Raw genomic sequence first — 20,522 nt, 5'->3', positions numbered from 1 at the left:
GTCTCGTGCTCCGTCAGACGAGGGGGTGGTCGAGGAAGTCGCCAAAGGCGGCGAAGAAACCGTCCAGGTCATCCCAGGGGATCATGTGGCCGGCGTTATCCACGTACGCGACCTGGATATCCGGCTTGAGCTCGCGCATTTCAGCAATGTCACGGGGCTCGATCACTCCACCCCGCCCGGCCACCATCAGCAATGCCGGCTGGCGCACCGCGGGCAGGTACTGGTGGATATCGACCTCGTGGAAATCATCGAAGGCCCGCACGATCGCCGGCTCGTAGCAGGTGTGCAGCCACTCGGCACGCAGGGCCAGCTGCTCGTCGCTCCAGGTGGCACAGAAGGCGCGCATGTCATCGCCGCTCATGCCAACCGTGGCTTGGCGGATCGAATCGACGTACCACGGCAACTTGCTCGGGTAGGCACGGCGGCCCGGCCCGGACACCGGTGGGTCGACCAGCACCAGCCGCTGCAGCCCCGGTGCCCCTTGGGCGGCTGCGCGGATGGCAAAACGCGCACCCATCGAGTGACCGAGCAGATGGTAGCCATCCAGGCCCAGCGCGGCGGCAAAGGCGGGAATATCCGCAGCACAAGCGTCGGTGCCGTAGTCCAGGTCGGGGCCGCTTGAAGACAAGCCACGCCCGCGCACATCCAGCACATAGGTGTCGAAATACTGCCCAAGGCGCTCGGCGACAAAGCTCCAGGTGATCGCTGGGCTTGTGATGCCCGGCACCAGGATCAGCGCATGGCCCTTGCCACCATAGCGCAGGTAATGCTGGCGGATGCCATTGGCGCTGACGTTACCACCAGCGACGAAGGTGCTCATGCCGCCTCCCCGCTTTCAAGCTGCTGCCCATAGAGGTCGTAGCCGTAAACCCAGGCTGGATCTTCCTGGCTGTAGAGCCAGGTGTTGGCGTTGGATACCGATTGCACCTGCGATGCCCGCTCTTTACGGTTGGCCTCGTAGAGGGCGAACGCCGTGCGGTGGTCGGACAGCCCGGTCTCCTGCAGGCAGCGGGTCAGCATGGCCGCGTCCTCGATGGCCATGCACGCGCCCTGGGCCATGTGTGGCTTCATCGGGTGGCAGGCGTCGCCCAGCAGCACCAGGCGGCCACGGCTCCACAACGGCAACGGGTTGCGGTTGCGCAACGGCCACTTGGTGATCGATTCGGTAGCGTCGATCAGCTTCTGCACCGTGGGGTGGTAGCCTTCGAAGGCTGCGCGCATTTCTTCCTGGCTGCTGTCGACGAACGCACCCTGGAAGTCCCAGGCTTCATGTGGCACGCCGGTGACGAAGTAATACTCGTCGCGCTTGCCGGTGGTGTAGTAGACCATCATGTGGCGGTCTTCGGACCACCATTTGACGCAGGGCTCAAACACATCGGCATGCTGTGCCAGGTTCACCCCGCGAATCAGTGCACGGTGCGCGACCCAGCCGCTGTAGATCGGCGCTTCAGCCCCCAGCAACTCTTCACGGATCTTCGAGTGGATGCCGTCGGCCCCGATGACGATGTCGGCCACGGTGTGGGTGCCGTCGGCGAAGTCCAGGCGCACCTGGTCACCTTCGTCGACGATCTTTTCCAGGCGCTTGCCGAAGTGCACGGTGCCCGGCTTGATGGCCTCGATCTGCAGGGCGTGCAGGTCGCCACGGTGGATGGTGATGTAGGCGGCGCCGTATTCGCGGCGGGCAAACTCGCCCAGCGGAATGCGCGACAGGTAATCACCGGTATTGCCGTCGCGGCTGAACCAGAAGTCCGGGTGCGAGCCCATCAGCTCCAGCTTCTGCTCCAGCCCCATGCGGCGGAAGATTTTCATCACGTTAGGGCCGATATGAATGCCCGCGCCCAGGCGGGTGAACGCCGGAGCCTGTTCGAATACCTCGACATCGAACCCGGCCTGTTGCAGCAACGTGGCGGCGGCCGCCCCACCCAGACCTGCACCGACGATTGCGATTTTCTGCCTACCCCGCATGGGTATGTCTCCTCTTGTTCTGATAGGTGGCCAGCGGTTCAACCGCCTGACGATTTAGAGCGTATACGCTACAAATGACCTTTGAAAAGAGCCAGCTGAAAATATTTTTCAAACAGCTGATCGAAACGACACCCGGCTGATTGTTACCGTAAATACTGGTCAATGTGTGGATATGTAACGTTTGAACAGATCACTTGCGCTCGCTGGCAGGATGCGTTTTCATCTGCACACATATGGTGTACACACTATTATTTTGCACCGAGATGAAGCACCAGGCACTGCCATGGTGCGCCCCTGTCAACGCCACCCAGGAGAACCCCGATGCCGGTGAGCAATGCACAACTGACCCAGATGTTCGAGCACGTACTGAAGCTGTCTCGCGTGGACGAAACGCAGAGCGTGGCCGTGCTCAAGAGCCACTACTCCGACTCGCGCACGGTCAACGCCGCCATGGAGGCCGCCCAGCGTTTGAAGGCCAAGGTGTATGCGGTAGAGCTGCCGGCGTTCAACCACCCGACCGCCATGGGCAACGACATGACGGCCTACTGCGGCGACACCGCGCTGACTGGCAACCTGGCGGCGCAGCGGGCGCTGGAAGCCGCCGACCTGGTCGTCGACACCATGATGCTGCTGCACTCGCCCGAGCAGGAGCAGATTCTCAAGACCGGCACGCGCATCCTGCTGGCCGTGGAGCCACCCGAGGTGCTGGCGCGCATGCTGCCGACCGAAGACGACAAACGCCGGGTGCTGGCTGCCGAAACCCTGCTGAAACAGGCGCGCAGCCTGCATGTGCGGTCCAAGGCCGGGAGCGACTTCCATGCCCCGCTCGGCCAGTACCCGGCCGTGACTGAGTACGGCTATGCCGACGAACCGGGGCGCTGGGACCACTGGCCCAGCGGCTTTCTGTTCACCTGGCCGAACGAGGACAGCGCCGAAGGCACGCTGGTGCTGGACGTGGGTGACATCATCCTGCCGTTCAAGAACTATTGCCGCGAGCGCATCACCCTGGAAATCGAAAAAGGCTTCATCACCGGCATACATGGCGGCTTCGAGGCCGAGTACCTGCGTGACTACATGAAATACTTCAACGACCCCGAGGTATACGGCATCTCGCACATAGGCTGGGGCCTGCAGCCGCGCGCGCAATGGACGGCCATGGGCCTGCACGACCGCAACGACGGCATGTGCATGGATGCCCGTGCGTTCTACGGCAACTTCCTGTTCTCCACCGGCCCCAACACCGAGGTCGGCGGCAAGCGCAAGACCCCGTGCCACCTGGACATCCCGCTGCGCAATTGCGATATCTACCTGGATGACAAGGCGGTAGTGCTGGCCGGCGACGTGGTTGCTCCAGAGGAGTCGCGAGCGCGATAGGGGTTATACTGGCCGGGCGCTCCGCTATTGGCGGCCGGCCAGCCTCTTTCCACCCAGCCCAAGCCATCCTATGTCGAAAAAAACCACCCCCAGCAGCGCCCCGCTCGACAACACCCCCTACGACGTTACCGAACAGGTCGGGCACTTGCTGCGCAAGGCCTACCAACGGCACACGGCGATCTTCCAGCAGCAGGCCTGCGACCCGCAGCTTACCTCGATCCAGTTCGTCACCCTGTGCGCCCTGCGCGATCACGGCCCCAGCTCCCAGGCTGAACTGATCAAGGCCACCGCGGTGGACCAGGCAACCATCCGCGGCATCGTCGAGCGCCTGAAGGCGCGCGAGCTGGTGCAGCTTTCGCCAGACCCGGGGGACCGGCGCAAGGTCATCGTCGAACTCACCGAAAGCGGCGCGGCCTTGCTCGATGCAATGATCCCCTGCGCCCGGCAGATCAGCGAATTGAGCATGGGCAGCCTGAATGCCGGGGAGCGCGTAGCCATTTTGTACCTGCTGCGCAAGATGATCGACAGCGACGAGAACGCGGGCTGAAAATTGTTGTGACTGCCGCGATTGCCGTCACAGATACGCAGCCTGAGAGATCAAGCGCATCGCGAGCAAGCTCGCTCACATTGGACACGCATCGGTGGTTGGACACTGGCCGCCGTAGGAGCGGGTTCACCCGCGAATGGGCCGGCCCTGCTGGCCAATCTCCACCCGCCGATCACCGTCACCGCCACCACCGTATTCGCGGGTAACCCCGCTCCTACACACACAACATCGGGGGTTCGGCACAACATCGGGGGTTCGGCACAGGCCGTCGTAGGAGCGGGTTCACCCGCGAATGGGCCGGTCCTGCTAACCAATCTCCACCCGCCGATCACCGCTACCGCCACCACCGTATTCGCGGGTAAACCCGCTCCTACACACACAACATCGGGGGTTCGGCACAACATCGCGGGTTCGGCACAGGCCGTCGTAGGAGCGGGTTCACCCGCGAATGGGCCGGCCCTGCTGGCCAATCTCCACCTGCCGATCACCGGTGCCGCCACCACCGTATTCGCGGGTAAACCCGCTCCTACACACACACAACATCGGGGGTTCGGCACAGCGAGATGCGCCGCGCGGGCGGCGCTCGGTTTCCCGGGCGCCGACAATCTTTAACCCTGCCCCACCATCACAGTTCTCTGCAGATTCATCTCTGGCCTGCTTCTTGCTCTCTCATTTCATGTAGTGAGTACTTACCGAAACGCTCGCGTCATTTGAGTCCTTTGGTAGCGCAAGCAACCTCCAGAGATGAGCCAATAATGCAAACAACCATCTCCCTGCAGGTCAACGGCCAGCCCGTCGAAGTCAGCGCCATGCCTGACACCCCGCTGCTGCTGATCCTGCGCAACGACCTGTGCCTGAACGGCCCCAAGTACGGCTGCGGCCTGGGCGAATGCGGGGCGTGTACGGTGATCATCGACGGCGTGGCCGCCCGCTCCTGCGTCATCCCCTTGGCCGGCGCCGCTGGCCGCAATATCACCACCCTCGAAGGGCTGGGCAGCAAGGCCGCGCCGCACCCCGTGCAACAGGCGTTCATCGACGAGCAGGCGGCCCAGTGTGGTTACTGCATGAACGGCATGATCATGACTGCCAAGGCCCTGCTCGATCGCATTCCCGAGCCCAGCGACGAACAGATTCGCAATGAGCTGTCCGGCAACCTGTGCCGCTGCGGCACCCACGTCGAAATCCTGCGCGCCGTGCGCCGCGCTGCCGAGACCCGGAGAAAGCCATGAACCACTCACAACAGGTGCCCAGCCGCGATCAACTGCTGGCCAAGACCGGCGTGTTGCTGATCGTCGACCAGATCACCCCACCCTCAGGCCCTGTGGCCAAGGGCGTGACACCTGCAGTCAAGGAACTTGAGCTGGCGCTGTTCATCGCGGTCAGCGACGACGGCATGGTCTACGCCTTCAATGGCCATGTCGACCTGGGCACTGGTATCCGCACCTCGCTGGCGCAGATCGTCGCCGAAGAGCTGGACGTGCGCATGGACCAGGTGCACATGGTGCTGGGCGACACCGAGCGGGCACCCAACCAGGGCGCGACCATTGCCAGCGCCACCCTGCAGATTTCCGCGGTACCGCTGCGCAAGGCCGCAGCCACAGCGCGACGCTATCTGTTGCAACAGGCCGCCCTACGCTTTGGCTGCCCGCCCGAAATGCTGCGCATTGAAGACGGCACGGTTATCGCCAGTAACGGCAGCACGCTGAGCTTTGCCGAACTGGTGCAAGGCGAGAACCACCAGCTGCACATTGCCGACGACGCCCCGCTCAAGGCCATCGAGGACTACCGCCTGGTCGGGCGCAGCGCCCCTCGAGTAGACATCCCTGGCAAGGCCACCGGCGAGCTGACCTATGTGCACGACATGCGCCTGCCCAACATGCTTCACGGTCGGGTCATCCGCCCGCCCTATGCCGGCCATGACAGCGGCGACTTTGTCGGCAACAGCCTGCTGGCGGTGGATGAATCCTCCATCGCCCATCTACCCGGCGTGGTCGCCGTGGTGGTCATCCGCGACTTCGTCGGTGTGGTGGCAGAGCGCGAAGAGCAAGCCATCCGTGCAGCCCATGAGCTGAAAGTCAGCTGGAAGCCCTTTACAGGCAAGCTGCCCGACCTTAGCGATGTCGCCCAGGCCATCCGCGACAACCCGCGCGTGCAGCGCACTGTGCTGGACCAGGGCGATGTCGACAGCGGCATCGCCAATGCCAGCCAGCGCCTGAGCCGCAGCTACCTGTGGCCTTACCAGCTGCACGCATCGATCGGCCCATCATGTGCACTGGCCGACTTCACCGCAGGGCAGATCCGCGTGTGGTCAGGTACGCAGAACCCGCACCTGCTGCGCGCAGACCTGGCCTGGCTGCTGGCGTGCGACGAAGCACGCATCGAGATCATTCGCATGGAGGCAGCCGGCTGTTATGGCCGCAACTGCGCCGATGACGTGTGCGCCGACGCGGTGCTGCTGTCGCGTGCGGTGCAGCGCCCGGTGCGGGTGCAGCTGACCCGCGAACAGGAACACGTATGGGAGCCCAAGGGCACCGCGCAGCTGATGGAAATCGATGGCGGCCTGAACGCCGATGGCAGCGTGGCCGCCTATGACTTCCAGACCAGCTACCCGTCCAATGGCGCGCCCACCCTGGCCCTGCTGCTGACCGGTGCCGTGGAACCGGTGCCGGCGCTGTTCGAGATGGGCGATCGCACGTCGATCCCACCTTATGATTACCAACACATGCGCGTCACCATCAATGACATGACGCCACTGGTGCGCGCCTCGTGGATGCGGGGGGTGTCGGCCATGCCCAACAGCTTCGCCCACGAGTCGTACATTGATGAGCTGGCCTTCGCCGCTGGCGTCGACCCGGTCGAATATCGCCTCAAGCACCTGTCCGACCCGCGCGCCATCGACCTGGTCAAAGCCACCGCTGAACGCGCGCAATGGCAGCCGCATACCCGGCCCATGCAGACACAGGCCGAAGGTGACGTGCTGCGCGGCAGGGGCTTTGCCTATGCGCGCTATATCCACAGTAAATTTCCCGGCTTCGGCGCGGCCTGGGCAGCTTGGGTGGCTGATGTCGCAGTGGACCGGCGCACAGGCGAAGTCGCCGTCACCCGCGTGGTGATCGGCCACGATGCCGGGATGATGGTCAACCCCGAGGGTGTGCGTCACCAGATCCACGGTAACGTCATCCAGTCCACCAGCCGGGTACTCAAGGAGCAGGTCAGTTTCGAAGAATCGACAGTGGCGAGCAAGGAATGGGGCGGCTACCCGATCCTGACCTTCCCCGAGCTGCCGGCTATCGACGTGATGATGCTGCCGCGCCAGCACGAGCCGCCAATGGGCAGCGGCGAATCAGCCTCGGTACCCAGCGCAGCGGCCATCGCCAATGCCATTTTCGACGCCACCGGCATTCGTTTTCGCGAGCTCCCGATCACTGCCGAACGCGTGCGCGCTGCGCTCGGTGGCGAAGGCCAAGGGCCAGATGCACCCGTGCCAGCGCAGCCGTCAACCAAGCGTTCGAAGTGGTGGTTCGGCTCGCTGGCCGGGGTGTTCGGCGCCGCATTGGGCATGCTTGCCACCGCCTTGCCCTGGCGCGCCGAAATCGCCCCGGTAACGCCACCTGGTGTCGGCAGCTGGAGCGCCGCCATGCTCGAGCGCGGGCGCCAGGTGGCGGCGGCCGGCGACTGCGCCGTGTGCCATACGGTCAGCGGCGGCAAGGTCAATGCCGGGGGGCTGGCAATGGATACGCCTTTCGGCACGTTGTACAGCACCAATATCACCCCCGACCCGGAAACCGGTATCGGCCGCTGGTCCTTCGCCGCCTTCGAGCGGGCCATGCGCGAAGGTATCAGCCGCGATGGCCGGCACCTGTACCCGGCGTTTCCCTACACCTCGTTTCGCAACATCAACGACGCCGACATGCAAGCGCTGTATGCCTACCTGATGTCGCAAACCCCGGTACGCCAGGAAGCGCCCGCCAACCAGATGCGCTTCCCGTTCAACCAGCGGCCGCTGATGGCCGGCTGGAATGCGCTGTTTCTGCAACGCGGCGAATACCAGCCCGACCCGCAGCGCAGCGCGCAGTGGAACCGCGGTGCCTACCTGGTCGACGGCCTGGGCCACTGCACGGCCTGCCACTCGCCGCGTAACCTGATGGGTGCAGAAAAAGGCGGTAGCAGCTACCTTGCCGGCGGCATGGTCGATGGCTGGGAGGCCCCGGCCTTGAATGCCCTGGCCAAGTCATCGACGCCGTGGAGCGAAGACGAGTTGTTCAACTACCTCAGCACTGGCTTCTCCGAAAAACATGGCGTGGCGGCCGGCCCCATGGGCGCGGTGGTCAGTGAGCTTGCCACCCTGCCAAAAAGCGACGTGCGCGCCATCGCCCACTACCTCAGTTCCCTGGAGGGCGAGCCGCAGGCACTGGCCGCCAATGCCGCGCCCCAGGTGGACACGCACGTGTCGCTGAGCAACGGCGAGCGGGTATTCAAAGGTGCGTGCCTGGCCTGCCACAGTGATGGGCTGGGGCCGAAGCTGTTTGGCGTCAGCCCGTCGATGGCGGTCAACAGCAACGTCCACAGCGACCTGCCGGACAACCTGCTGCGCGTGGTGCTGCACGGCATTCCGACCCCGGCAACCCGCGACCTGGGCTACATGCCTGGTTTCAAGGACAGCCTGTCGGACCGCCAGGTAGCCGACCTCGCGGCCTACCTGCGCCATCGTTTTGCCGCCGACAAACCGGCCTGGCAAGGGCTGGCGTCCAAGGCTGCGCAGGTACGCGCCAACCCTGGCAGCCACTGAGGCTCAGCGGCGCAAGCCGCGCAGCGCAAGGTCACTGATGAAGGCCAGCCAATCGGCCTTGGCCTGCTTGTCGGCCAGGTCCACGGCCAGGAACGAGCTGAGCGTATGGCGGTTGGAGTTATAGAAGTAGCAGAGCGAGGCAATCATCAGGTAGGCGTGGGTAATGCAGATATCGTCGCGGAACAGGCCCTTTGCCTGCCCTGCCTCGATGATCGGCCGCAGCACGCCGACCGCTTCGCCGGACAGCGCCCTGAGGTTTTGCGACTTGCGCGCGTGCAAGCCCTGGTGAAGGTTTTCGGTGGCGAGGATGGTGACGAATTCGGGGTGGCGCACATAATAGTCCCAGATAAACGCCACCAGCTCGCGCAGGGCCTGCTCAGGGTCGGCGAGGTCGAGGCGCAGCTTCGCTTCGGCCTGGTTGAAGCTGGCATAGATGTGTTCCAGCACACTGATGAACAGCTTTTCCTTGCTGCCGAAGTAGTAATAGATCATCCGGTCGTTGGACTTGGCCAGCGTGGAGATCTGCTCGATGCGCCCGCCAGTGAAGCCTTCCTTGCTGAAGACCTTCACTGCGGCCTTGAGAATATTGTCCCGGGTGCGGTCGGCCTGCTGGGCGCGAACACCGGTTTTGCGAGTTTGCATGTCGGTCCCTGTGGGGCTGGCCAGATACCCAACACTGCCACAGACATTGAGCCATTGCGCGGCTTTTTCGGCTGGGCTGATGGCGGAGATGGCGGACCGGCTAACACCGGCAGAGCCGCTGCCATTGATCGCGTTGCTTTCTTCCCGGGCAAACCCGCTCTCCGTCCGCTACCGGCCTGGAAGTCAGCAGTCATCGGGGCTGGCTTGCACCTGATCATTGGCAGGTACAGCCAGCCGGATCATGACGGACTCCCGGGTTACCGGACAGGTGCGTTACTCAAGCAGCGACGCCTCGTTCGCCATCATCACTGACTTCGAACTGCCCCACCAGCTTCTGCAACTTGCCAGCATCCACCTTCACCTTCTGCGCACTGCTTTGCAGCACCAGGGCGGTCTGGCGCATCTCGCTGGAGGACTGGTTGACCTGCTCGATCGTCTTGCCGTATTCAACGCTGCGACGGTTGAGCTGCTGGATAATGGCGAACATGCTCTCCACCGCCTGGTGCAGCTGTACATTTTCGGAAGAGGCGTCCTCCGCCAGGCGCAGGCTGTTGTCGACGTCCTGCACGCCCTGCTCCATGAAGCTTACCGCCTGCCGGGTTTCGCCCTGCAGGCTCTCGACCATGTGGCGGATGTCGTCGGCGGCACGCGAGGTGCGTGCGGCCAGGCTGCGCACCTCGTCGGCCACCACCGCGAAGCCACGGCCATGCTCCCCGGCACGCGCCGCCTCGATAGCGGCATTGAGCGCCAGCAGGTTGGTCTGGTTGGTGATTTCGCTGATCAACCCGGTGATGTTGTCGATCTCGACCATGCGGCTGTCGAGCCGCTGCACGCTGGATGATGAGCGCGCCACCACATCGCGGATCGACTGCGTGCCCGCCTGCACCGCCTGGTACTGCGCGCGTGCGCGGCTGACCACTTCGTCCATGGCCTGCTTCATCTGCTCGGCGCTGACCGAGGCCTGCTGCAGTTCGCCGAGTTGCTCTTCCATGATGATCATCATCTGGTGCACGGCGTCGGCCACGTCGGCGGAGCTTACGCTGGCCTCCTGGCTGCGCCCGAGCATCATCTGGTTGGTGCTGCCGACCGTGCGACTGGCTTTGACCACCTGCCCGACCACCGCGTCCAGGCGGTCGATGAAGCTGTTGATCCAGCGTGCCATGTCGCCGCTCTCATCATTGGCCAAAGTGCTGGTATCCAGGCGCTGGCGCAGGTTGCCTTCACCCTCGGCGATGGTGCACAACACACTGCTCATGCCATTCAACCTCGCGGCCAGGCGCTTGGGCCCGAGCACGCCAAACAACAAGGTGGCGCCCAGCATGCTCACGGCCTCGATCACGTCAGTCAGTCCTTGCGGCAGGCCTGCATAGTGCTGTACCAGAAAATTGCAGCCGAACAGCCCCGCCATGATCGCCACATAGGGTTTCATCAACCCGTAGCTCAGCGAACGCCGGCGGTAGACCTCCTCCAGATCCGCCTCGCACATCATGCCCCAGCGGTCGGGTGAGCCCGGCAACTGGAAGGTCACGCCCTTGCCCACCACTGGCACATGACGGTAGTCGGAATAGCCGGGGTAGGTCACGAACAGGTTGGCACCGCGCCTGATCGTTTCCCTCACGCCAGGGTGCAGTTCCCGCGTGGAAGGGTCGGTGAAACGAAGCTCCAGCTCGGTATGACGCTGGACCTTTACAGTGGCCCAGGGCGTGTGCACACCGTTCTTGAGGTTTTCGCCATGGGTGAAGGTGGCGTCCTCGAAGCGCGAGCGGGACAACGCGGTACCGGGCTGTATGCCAGGGTCGAAGCGCGATTGCGCCATGAACAGGTAGTTGTCGCCCGACTCGGGGTAAATGTGCCCTGCCTCGCGCTGGATCAGATCGCCCAGCACATCGTTGGGCACCCGCCCACACAGACAACCCAGCACTTTGCCCTCGTGCATGAGAGGCTGGTAGAACATCAACGTGACTTCATCGTGGAAGCGCGAGGAAGACGGGCCGATCTGCAAGGTCAGCGGGTCGCTATAGGGACCGTGCAGGAAGGGTGCTTTCAGCCCCTGCGCCAGGGCTGCCAAGTACTCGATACGTGGCGTGCCACGCTGGGGCCAGGTCGAAGCGATGACGCTGCCGTGCACATCGACGACAAACAGTTCGGAAAAGTCCTCCGCCTGGGCCAGCGTGTTGCGCAACATTGCGCTATCGACTTGAGCGAGCCCGGGCGCCACCTGCTCGGCCAGGTCGGCCAGGTGCTCCCACTGCTCGCGCACCCACTCATGCAGCAACTGCACGCGGGTCTGGGCAATGGCTTCGAAGGTTTGCTCGACCTGCGGGTAACTGGCCCGGTTAAGGCGGCACGCCCAGCCCATGCTGAATTTGCCGGTTTTGCCGAACCACGGCAGCCAGCCCTTTTCACTCGACGATAACTGCATCGAACCACTGGAAAGCGACATTATCTTCACCATACGCGACATCGAATGGCAATCTGATAGCAAGTCGCACGCCAACGGCGGGAGGCGTGATTAATCGGCGATGCCGCGGAGTGAATGCACTTCATCAGTGCAAGATGCCGGCAGGCAACCCCGGAACGCACCAGCCACGGGCAAAAATGAGCGATTTAAGCATTCAACTGAAATGAGGCAAATAGCCTCCAGAACTGCTCGCAGATCGCACAACAGTTCGATAATCGCACAAATTCAGCCAAACCCTCTCTACTGTTTCCCTATCTTGCGGCACGCTATAGCGAAAGTCAGCAAACCATTTCAAGTGCTGACAGGCCCCATCGCTTCACGCGCTCCGGCCAGCCCGACAACCACAACTCCAGGAACAACCAGGAGCTCGCCTTGATCAATAAAACGTACGAGTCCATCGCCAGCGCGGTGGAAGGGATTACCGACGGTTCGACCATCATGGTCGGTGGCTTCGGCACGGCTGGCATGCCGTCCGAGCTGATCGATGGCCTCATTGCCACCGGTGCCCGCGACCTGACCATCATCAGCAACAACGCCGGCAACGGCGAGATCGGCCTGGCCGCCCTGCTCATGGCAGGCAGCGTGCGCAAGGTGGTCTGCTCGTTCCCGCGCCAGTCCGACTCCTACGTGTTCGACGAACTGTACCGCGCCGGCAAGATAGAGCTGGAAGTGGTCCCGCAGGGCAACCTGGCCGAGCGTATCCGCGCCGCAGGCTCCGGCATTGGTGCGTTCTTCTCGCCAACCGGCTACGGCACCCTGCTGGCCGAGGGCAAGGAAACCCGTGAGATCGACGGCCGCATGTACGTGCTGGAAATGCCGCTGCACGCCGACTTCGCACTGATCAAGGCGCACAAGGGTGACCGTTGGGGCAACCTGACCTACCGCAAGGCCGCCCGCAACTTCGGCCCGATCATGGCCATGGCTGCCAAGACCGCCATCGCCCAGGTCGACCAGGTCGTCGAACTTGGTGAACTGGACCCGGAACACATCATCACCCCGGGTATCTTCGTCCAGCGCGTGGTCGCCGTCACCGGTGCTACCGCTTCTTCGATCGCCAAAGCTGTCTGAGGCCTGCCATGACCATCACCAAAAAGCTCTCCCGCACCGAGATGGCCCAACGCGTGGCCGCAGACATCCAGGAAGGCGCGTACGTAAACCTGGGCATTGGCGCGCCAACCCTGGTGGCCAACTACCTGGGCGACAAGGAAGTGTTCCTGCACAGCGAAAACGGCCTGCTGGGCATGGGTCCAAGCCCTGCGCCGGGCGAGGAAGACGATGACCTGATCAACGCCGGCAAGCAGCACGTCACCCTGCTGACCGGTGGTGCCTTCTTCCACCATGCCGATTCGTTCTCGATGATGCGTGGCGGCCACCTGGACATCGCCGTACTGGGCGCCTTCCAGGTGTCAGTCAAGGGCGACCTGGCCAACTGGCACACCGGTGCCGAAGGTTCGATCCCGGCCGTAGGCGGCGCAATGGACCTGGCCACCGGCGCCCGCCAGGTGTTCGTGATGATGGACCACCTGACCAAGACCGGCGAAAGCAAGCTGGTGCCCGAGTGCACCTACCCGCTGACCGGTATCGCTTGCGTCAGCCGCATCTACACCGACCTGGCCGTGCTGGAAGTGACACCGGAAGGGCTGAAAGTGGTCGAAATCTGCGCGGACATCGACTTTGACGAACTGCAGAAACTCAGTGGCGTGCCGCTGATCAAGTGATCCAGGAAGACTTAGGGCTTTCCATGCCTCTGCGGCACAGTCAATAGTGCCGCACAAGCGCCGCGAGCAGGGAGCACGCGGTGCTTGAGACTACCTTTACAGCCGCTTCGAAGCCGATGGAACTCTCGGAGAGGTCAACCCAATGAGCTATCGAGCGGGAGCCAGATAGCGGCGTAAAAAATTGCCGGCCACGACTTTACGCCTTTTTTACTCGACATTACCGAAAAGCAGGCAATACTGCCGGCACTGTCCACACGAGCTCCCTCAATGCCGCTTCCTGCATTGCGTTTCATCGCCTTCATTATCGGTGTATTCCTGATCACATTGGCCGTCAGCATGGTGATTCCGATGCTGACGTTGCTGTGGTACGACCGCAGCGACGACCTCGGTGCATTCGTCTGGTCGAGCCTGATCGTTCTTTGCGTTGGCCTGGTCATGGTAGCCCGGGGCGTCCCCGACATACCGCAAATGCGGACCAGGGACATGTATTTTCTCACGACGGCAAGCTGGGTCATCGTGTGCGCATTTGCGGCGCTGCCGATGGTGTTAATTCGCGACATCAGTTACACGGACGCGTTCTTCGAAACCATGTCGGGAATCACAACCACCGGCTCGACCGTGCTGACCGGCCTGGACAGTGCGTCGCCGGGGCTGCTGATATGGCGTTCCCTGCTGCACTGGCTGGGAGGCATTGGGTTTATCGGCATGGCCGTGGCGATCCTGCCACTGCTGCGCGTGGGCGGCATGCGCCTGTTCCAGACCGAGTCTTCGGATTGGTCTGACAAAGTGACGCCGCGTTCGCATGTGGCAGCCAAGATGATCCTGCTGGTCTACCTGGGCCTGACAGCATTGGGGACATGTGCGTTGTGGGCTGCCGGCATGACCCCGTTCGAATCCATCAATCATTCGATGTCGCTGATTTCAACCGGCGGTTACTCGACCTCGGATGCCTCGCTGGCTCATTGGCCACAGCCCGCGGTGCATTGGGTAGCTGTGGTCATCATGATACTCGGCAGCCTGCCATTCACACTCTATGTCGCCACGCTGCGTGGCCATCGAGGCATCCTGCTCAAGGACCATCAAGTTCGCGGTTTCATTGGGTTTCTCGTCTTCATCTGGCTCACGGTCGGAACCTGGCTCTGCTTGCACAGCGACCTGGCCTGGTGGGATGCGTTTCGTATCGTTGCGGTCAATGTGACCTCGGTGGTAACTACCACAGGCGTTGCCTTGGGTGATTACACGCTCTGGGGCAGCTTCGCCATCATGCTGTTCTTTTACCTGACGTTCGTCGGCGGGTGCTCGGGCTCCACCGCCGGTGGTTTGAAAATATTCCGTTTCCAGGTGGCCGCGGCCTTGCTTGTCAGCAGCCTGAAACAGTTGATCCATCCACGGGCAACGATCTCGAAGAAATATAACGGCCACCCCATCGATGAGGAGATCGTACGGTCACTGCTGACGTTCTCGTTCTTCTTCTCCGTCACCATCGCAGTCATCGCCCTCGGCCTCTCTCTGATAGGGCTCGACTGGATGACGGCGTTGAGCGGGGCTGCCACCGCCGTGTGCAACGTCGGTCCAGGCTTGGGGACGCTTATCGGTCCAGCAGGTAATTTCGCCTCGTTGCCGGACGCAGCGAAATGGTTACTGACGATTGGCATGTTGCTTGGACGGCTCGAGATCCTCACCGTACTGGTACTGGTCTCGCCGGCCTTCTGGCGATTCTAGGCCTGGAGTCATACAACCAATCAGCCAGAAGACCTCTGGACGGTAGGTAATCCGCCCTGCCCTGACTACGCCAGGGCAGGACCGAATCCACTTCAGCCCACCACGTGCAAGTAATGCAGGTGGCGTTCGTACTGATCCAGGATGTCGCCAATCACATCGTCACGGCTCCACCCCATGATGTCGTAGTCCTGGCCCCCTTCTCGCAGATGCACTTCCGCGCGGAAATACTTGCGGGCATCGGCACCGTCTTCGGTGTCCCGCATGACGAAGCTTGGCGTATTGAAGGCCCGTGGCCGCACCTCGTAGAGGAAACGTCCTTCACCGGCATGGGAGAGCTCCAGAGATACCCGCCCATCATCACGCTCATTCACGCTCACCTCGTAGCCTTGCTTGCGCAGCTCCTGGGCGACCTCTTCACAGGCCGGCCTCACCACCTCGGCGATAAAGCGCGTGACATGAACCCGGCGAGGCATCAATGCAATATTGCGCAGCCTCCGCTGCCAGCCACCGTGTGGGTGGCGGGTATGGCGTGGGCCCGGCAAGGCTTGATTGCGCAACCCGCGGCGAGTCGCATCAAGGCTCAGCGCCTTGAACAAGCCCCAAATCGCAACCAGCAGGATGACCGCGAACGGCAAAGCGCTCGCAATGGTCGCGGTCTGCAGCGCCTTCAGACCGTTCGCCAGCAGCAACGCGATCGCGACTGCGCCTATGCAGACTGACCAGAAGATCCGTTGCCACAGGGGTGAGTGACCTTGTCCGGAGGAGGCGAGCATATCCACGACCAGCGCACCAGAGTCCGCCGAGGTCACAAAGAACACGACCACCATCAGCACCGCGACCAGCGAAATGATGCTGGAGAACGGAAAATGCTCCAGGAAAGCAAACAACGCGAGGGAACTGTCCTCACTGACCACAGCAGCCAGATCCTTCACGCCATCGTTGAGGATCATATGGATTGCCGAGTCGCCGAACACGGTCATCCACAGCAAGGTGAAACCCGCAGGCACGAACAGTACGCCGCAGACGAATTCGCGGATGGTCCGCCCTCGCGAAATACGTGCGATGAACAAACCCACGAAGGGCGACCAGGACAACCACCAGCCCCAGTACAGCAAGGTCCAGCCGCCGATCCAGTCGGTGGGCTCGTAAGCGTAGAGATTGAAGGTTTTATTGACGATGTCCGAAAGGTAGGCGCCGGTATTCTGTACATAGGTCTGCAGCAGGAACACCGTAGGCCCAAGCAGCAGCACGAACAGCATCAGGATCACCGCCAGGCTCAGGTTGAGTTCGGACAGGATGCGAATACCTTTATCCAGGCCGCTAGCCACCGAAAGCGTCGCCAATGCGCAGGTGGCGGTGATGAGGATGACTTGCACGGTGGTGTTTACCGGCAAACCGAACACATGATGAAACCCGCTGTTGATCTGCAATACCCCATAACCCAGCGAGGTGGCCACACCAAACACCGTGCCGAGGATGGCGAAGACATCCACGGCATGCCCTATAGGGCCATAGATTCGCTCACCGATCAGCGGATAGAGTGCCGAACGCAAGGTTAACGGCAGGCCATTGCGGAAGCTGAAGTAGGCCAGGATCAGCGCGACGATGGCATAGATCGCCCAGGCATGCAGGCCCCAGTGGAAAAAGGTGATTTTCATGGCTTCGCGCGCCGCGGCAACGGTGCCGGGATCGCCCACGGGCGGCGTGGAGAAATGCATGACCGGTTCGGCCACGCCGAAGAACATGAGGCCAATCCCCATTCCTGCCGAGAACAGCATGGCGAACCAACTGCTCTTTCGGTAATCCGGCTCACTGTGGTCAGGGCCTAGCTTGATGTCGCCATAGCGGCTGACGGCCAGAAACACCACGCTGATCAACACCAACGCTACAACAAGAATGTAGAACCAGCTGGCATTGGTGATGATCCATCGCTGGACTTGCTCGAACAGCGTTTGGGCGTGCTCCTGAAATGCCGTGGCGTACAAGACCAGCAGAAAAACAAGTATCGCACTGGTGTAGAAGACAGGTGGATTGAGGGTGCTCCTGGGTTTGGGGGCTGCAGTCATAGCGGCAGTTCTCCTTGCAAGGCGATGAGCACAGCAGTGCCTGGGCACGACGACATTTACCAAGGCTAGCAGCTGGATAAACTCTCGTTTGCCAAGCTCCGTGTGCTCGAAAACAACCACAAACCCTAGCGTCTGCAGGAAAAAATCTCAAACCGACGCCTCATTGGAGTGAATGGTTTGGCGCTTTTTGTTCATCTGCGAGTGGTTATTCGGTAGACTACCGCACGGGTGCCAGCTGCACGGTGCAGTGAGGCAGGTTAAAGAACAGCGCAGGTCGGGCCGCCATGCGGGAGCACCTGTGCCTATGCATAAACAAGAATTACCTCGCGCCCAGAAACTGGCCGAGCGCGCCTTCGCCAACCTTGAACGCTTTTTGCACATTGAAGCGGTCAGCGGCATCGTTCTCTTGATTGCCGCAGTCGCTGCCCTGATCTGGGCGAATTCCCCGGCTGCCGACAGTTATGAAGCCCTTTGGCATACCCCGTTGACGTTCGGCGTGGGCTCGCATGTCTATTCGCAGTCCCTGCATTTCTGGATCAATGATGGCCTGATGACCATCTTTTTCCTGGTCGTGGGCATGGAGATCCGCCGCGAGATCCACGAAGGTGCACTGTCCAGCCTGCGTCAAGCCACGCTTCCCATGGCAGCCGCTGTCGGCGGCGTAGCGGTACCCGCACTCCTCTACCTGAGTTTTGGTCACGCGCCAGCAGACCAACAAGGTTGGGCCGTGCCAACGGCGACGGATATCGCCTTTGCGGTGGGCGTATTGGCCCTGCTCGGCAAGTCGATCCCGTCCAACGTACGTGTATTCCTCCTCGCCCTGGCAATCATCGATGACATCATCGCAGTCCTGATCATCGCGTTCTTCTACTCAGGCGGCCTTGATTACACCGGCTTCGGCGTTGCAGTGATCGGCCTGCTAATGGTGATCGGGCTTCAGAAGATTGGAGTGGGTTCAGCCTACGCCTATGTCATTCCCGGTGCGATCGTCTGGCTGGGCATCTTGTTGACCGGCGCCCACCCGACCCTCGCAGGTGTCGTGCTGGGCCTGATGACACCTGTCACCGCAATGCCGATGCGTGAGCGCCCACTGGACGCCATTACCCGCTTCACCGGCGAATTGCTGGGGCGCGCCAAGGCGCCTGAGCAAGATGCCAGCGACCTCATGGACCCGTTGAAACGACTGCGCCTGGCCCAGCGCGAACTGCTGCCGCCGGTAGTGCGCATGCAAGGCACCCTGCACCCCTGGGTAGCCTTCGGCATCATGCCGGTGTTTGCCTTGGCCAACGCCGGGGTCAGCCTTTCGGGTGTCGACCTGTCCGCAGAAGGCCCCCAGTGGGTCATGATCGCCGTCGCTGTCGCCCTGGTAGCAGGAAAGCCCTTGGGCATCGTCAGCGTCAGTTGGCTGATGGTCCGCCTGGGCTGGTGCGTGCTTCCCGCCGAGGTCAACTGGCGTAGCATTGTCCTGGTCGGGCTGCTGGCCGGCATCGGTTTCACCATGTCGATCTTCATCGCCAACCTCGCGTTCGTCGACCCTGGCTCACTTGGGGCAGCGAAACTCGGCGTGCTATCCGCATCGTTGATCGCGGCCGTGCTGGGGTTGACCTGGGGGGTGTGGAGCCTGCGTAGCGCAGCGTCTGCTACCAAAGCAGGTTCGCCCACCTAGCCACGTTCCGAGACTGGCGATCCCTTGCAGTCGGGCAAGCGGATCGCCACTCCCGGCGCGGCTACAACCTGTGTCGGGTAGGCCTGTGCGGGAAAACACGCCATACTCTCGGTTTTCCAAGTCAGCCATGTGTGGACAATGTCCGACCCTACCCGACCTGCTCCTTCACTCCCCCGCCGTTCACGCTGGCGAGAATGGCGTCAGCGACTGGCGTTCTGGATCGGGGCATTGCTGGTGGGGCTCGTTGCGCTGGCATTCGCCTGGCTAGCCGACGCGGCGTTCGCTTCGTTCAAGCGCTTGCTGGAATGGGCACCCTGGTCACCTCTTCTCATCACTCCGCTGGGTTTCGCGGCCCTGGCTTATCTGACGCAACGATGGTTTGAAAATGCCAAGGGTAGCGGCATTCCCCAAGTCATCGCCGCCCTGGAAATGCCCTCTCGCCGGCTGCGCGCCCGATTACTCTCGCTCCCTGTGGCTGCAGCACGCATGAGCCTGACGCTGGGCGCCCTGCTGGTCGGCGGTTCGGTTGGCCGGGAAGGCCCGACCGTCCATATCGGCGCCGCAGTGCTCTATTCCTTTGGCCGACGCTTAGGCCTGCACGGCCGGCGCACCATCGCTGGCCTGGTGCTCGCCGGAGGCGCCGCGGGTATTGCCGCAGCCTTCAATACACCGTTAGCGGGGGTAGTCTTTGCCATTGAGGAGTTGAGCCGCACGTTCGAGCAACGTTTCAGTGGCTTGGTGCTCACTGCGGTGCTGATCGGCGGGGTCGTGACGCTGGGGCTGATGGGGCATTACGCCTACTTTGGCGAGATCAGCGGTCGGATGCCGGTGGGCTGGGGCTGGAGCGTCGTTCCTGCCTGTGCAGTGCTGGGCGGGCTGCTGGGTGGTTTTTACGCCAAGCTTGTGCTGCCCACCGACAAGGGCATACTCGGCCAGGTCTGTACGTTACGCGGACGCTATCCAGTGCGCTTTGCTGCCACCTGTGGGTTGCTGCTGGCCACCTTGGGGCTCGTCTCTGGCAATCATGTATTCGGCACCGGGTATGAAGAAACGCGTGCGTTGCTGGAGGGGCAGCCGATCACGGACACAAGCTTTCTCCTGTGGAAGTTTCTGGCCAACGTCGCGTCCTATCTTTCCGGGATTCCAGGCGGGCTCTTTTCGCCTTCGCTGAGCATCGGCGCCGCCTTTGCGCCGCTGTTGAGCTTGCTGCCCGATGTTGACCCTCAGGCAGGCGCACTACTCGGCATGGGCGCATACCTGGCCGGTGTGACACGCTCGCCACTGACCGCCTCGGTCATCGTGCTTGAACTGACACACAGCCCGGACCTGGCCATTCCCATGTTGGCAGCCACACTGATGGCGGCGGCGATCTCTGGATGGGTGTCTCCGGTCTCGCTTTACCATGCCTTGGCCAAGCAGATTACTGACAAGCTTCATGCTGCCGCGTCTTCCTCCACAGAACCCGCCGCTCGCCAAACGAGCGCTACCGAAAAACCTTGAGCAGCACCAAGCCTGCCCTGCCAGACGTTAACGGGTAGTCAGGTAGCGGAACTGCCCTGAGGGGGACGGGGC

14 protein-coding genes are annotated in these 20,522 nt (G+C 62.4%); 9 read left to right on the top strand and 5 right to left on the bottom strand.

Annotated elements, in window-relative coordinates; genetic code table 11:
- Positions 1–13 precede the first annotated feature (13 nt).
- Entirely contained in the window at positions 14–820 is an 807-nt protein-coding gene (gene nicD / locus AC3RCM_RS09925; RefSeq protein WP_064492618.1) for an N-formylmaleamate deformylase, read from the bottom strand.
- Positions 817–1,965 (bottom strand): 6-hydroxynicotinate 3-monooxygenase, encoded by a 1,149-nt coding sequence (gene nicC / locus AC3RCM_RS09920; protein ID WP_064492619.1) that lies wholly within the window; start codon positions 1,963–1,965, stop codon positions 817–819. Before nicC ends, nicD begins: the two co-directional genes overlap by 4 nt.
- 321 nt (positions 1,966–2,286) lie before the next feature.
- On the opposite strand from nicC, the gene AC3RCM_RS09915 reads away from it, so the two are divergent.
- The 4 genes from AC3RCM_RS09915 to AC3RCM_RS09900 all read left to right on the top strand — a co-directional run bounded on the left by AC3RCM_RS09915 (position 2,287) and on the right by AC3RCM_RS09900 (position 8,675).
- Entirely contained in the window at positions 2,287–3,339 is a 1,053-nt protein-coding gene (locus AC3RCM_RS09915; protein WP_064492620.1) for a 2,5-dihydroxypyridine 5,6-dioxygenase, read from the top strand.
- Positions 3,340–3,409: 70 nt separating this feature from the next.
- Entirely contained in the window at positions 3,410–3,886 is a 477-nt protein-coding gene (locus AC3RCM_RS09910) for a MarR family winged helix-turn-helix transcriptional regulator (protein ID WP_003251120.1), read from the top strand.
- Positions 3,887–4,641: 755 nt separating this feature from the next.
- Positions 4,642–5,115 (top strand): (2Fe-2S)-binding protein, encoded by a 474-nt coding sequence (locus AC3RCM_RS09905; RefSeq protein WP_064491887.1) that lies wholly within the window; start codon positions 4,642–4,644, stop codon positions 5,113–5,115.
- Complete coding sequence (locus tag AC3RCM_RS09900; RefSeq protein ID WP_492629549.1) at positions 5,112–8,675, top strand: molybdopterin cofactor-binding domain-containing protein; 3,564 nt, start codon at positions 5,112–5,114, stop codon at positions 8,673–8,675. The genes AC3RCM_RS09905 and AC3RCM_RS09900 overlap by 4 nt, the downstream gene beginning before the upstream one ends.
- A gap of 3 nt (positions 8,676–8,678) precedes the next feature.
- Here the strand turns inward: AC3RCM_RS09900 and AC3RCM_RS09895 are convergent, their stop codons facing one another.
- Both AC3RCM_RS09895 and AC3RCM_RS09890 read right to left on the bottom strand, forming a co-directional pair.
- The gene (locus AC3RCM_RS09895; RefSeq protein WP_012051871.1) at positions 8,679–9,317 is read right to left on the bottom strand and encodes a TetR/AcrR family transcriptional regulator; all 639 of its coding nucleotides are present in this window, start codon (positions 9,315–9,317) and stop codon (positions 8,679–8,681) included.
- A 277-nt stretch (positions 9,318–9,594) separates the two neighbouring features.
- The gene (locus tag AC3RCM_RS09890) at positions 9,595–10,245 is read right to left on the bottom strand and encodes a methyl-accepting chemotaxis protein (RefSeq protein ID WP_370688786.1); all 651 of its coding nucleotides are present in this window, start codon (positions 10,243–10,245) and stop codon (positions 9,595–9,597) included.
- A 1,905-nt stretch (positions 10,246–12,150) separates the two neighbouring features.
- Here AC3RCM_RS09890 and AC3RCM_RS09885 point away from each other — a divergent pair.
- The 3 genes from AC3RCM_RS09885 (at position 12,151) to AC3RCM_RS09875 (ending at position 15,218) form a co-directional block, all read left to right on the top strand.
- Positions 12,151–12,846, top strand: a complete 696-nt coding sequence (locus AC3RCM_RS09885) for a 3-oxoacid CoA-transferase subunit A (protein ID WP_064491891.1) — start codon at positions 12,151–12,153, stop codon at positions 12,844–12,846.
- An 8-nt stretch (positions 12,847–12,854) separates the two neighbouring features.
- Positions 12,855–13,496: a 3-oxoacid CoA-transferase subunit B gene (locus AC3RCM_RS09880; RefSeq protein WP_003251131.1), complete on the top strand. Its 642-nt coding sequence runs from the start codon at positions 12,855–12,857 to the stop codon at positions 13,494–13,496.
- A 267-nt stretch (positions 13,497–13,763) separates the two neighbouring features.
- The gene (locus tag AC3RCM_RS09875; protein WP_492629548.1) at positions 13,764–15,218 is read left to right on the top strand and encodes a TrkH family potassium uptake protein; all 1,455 of its coding nucleotides are present in this window, start codon (positions 13,764–13,766) and stop codon (positions 15,216–15,218) included.
- A 92-nt stretch (positions 15,219–15,310) separates the two neighbouring features.
- On the opposite strand, the gene AC3RCM_RS09870 is transcribed toward AC3RCM_RS09875, so the two are convergent.
- Positions 15,311–17,284 (bottom strand): BCCT family transporter, encoded by a 1,974-nt coding sequence (locus AC3RCM_RS09870; protein WP_019750946.1) that lies wholly within the window; start codon positions 17,282–17,284, stop codon positions 15,311–15,313.
- A gap of 304 nt (positions 17,285–17,588) precedes the next feature.
- Between AC3RCM_RS09870 and nhaA the strand changes: the two genes are divergently transcribed.
- Positions 17,589–18,950: a Na+/H+ antiporter NhaA gene (nhaA, locus tag AC3RCM_RS09865; protein ID WP_104886341.1), complete on the top strand. Its 1,362-nt coding sequence runs from the start codon at positions 17,589–17,591 to the stop codon at positions 18,948–18,950.
- Between the two features lie 138 nt (positions 18,951–19,088).
- Positions 19,089–20,450 (top strand): chloride channel protein, encoded by a 1,362-nt coding sequence (locus AC3RCM_RS09860; RefSeq protein ID WP_232968710.1) that lies wholly within the window; start codon positions 19,089–19,091, stop codon positions 20,448–20,450.
- Positions 20,451–20,522: the final 72 nt, after the last annotated feature.

This window comes from Pseudomonas sp. GW823-FHT05G12, from assembly GCF_058795575.1.
The sequence above is the reverse complement of the archived record's forward strand: the minus strand, read 5'-3'. Positions and strand labels throughout refer to the sequence as shown.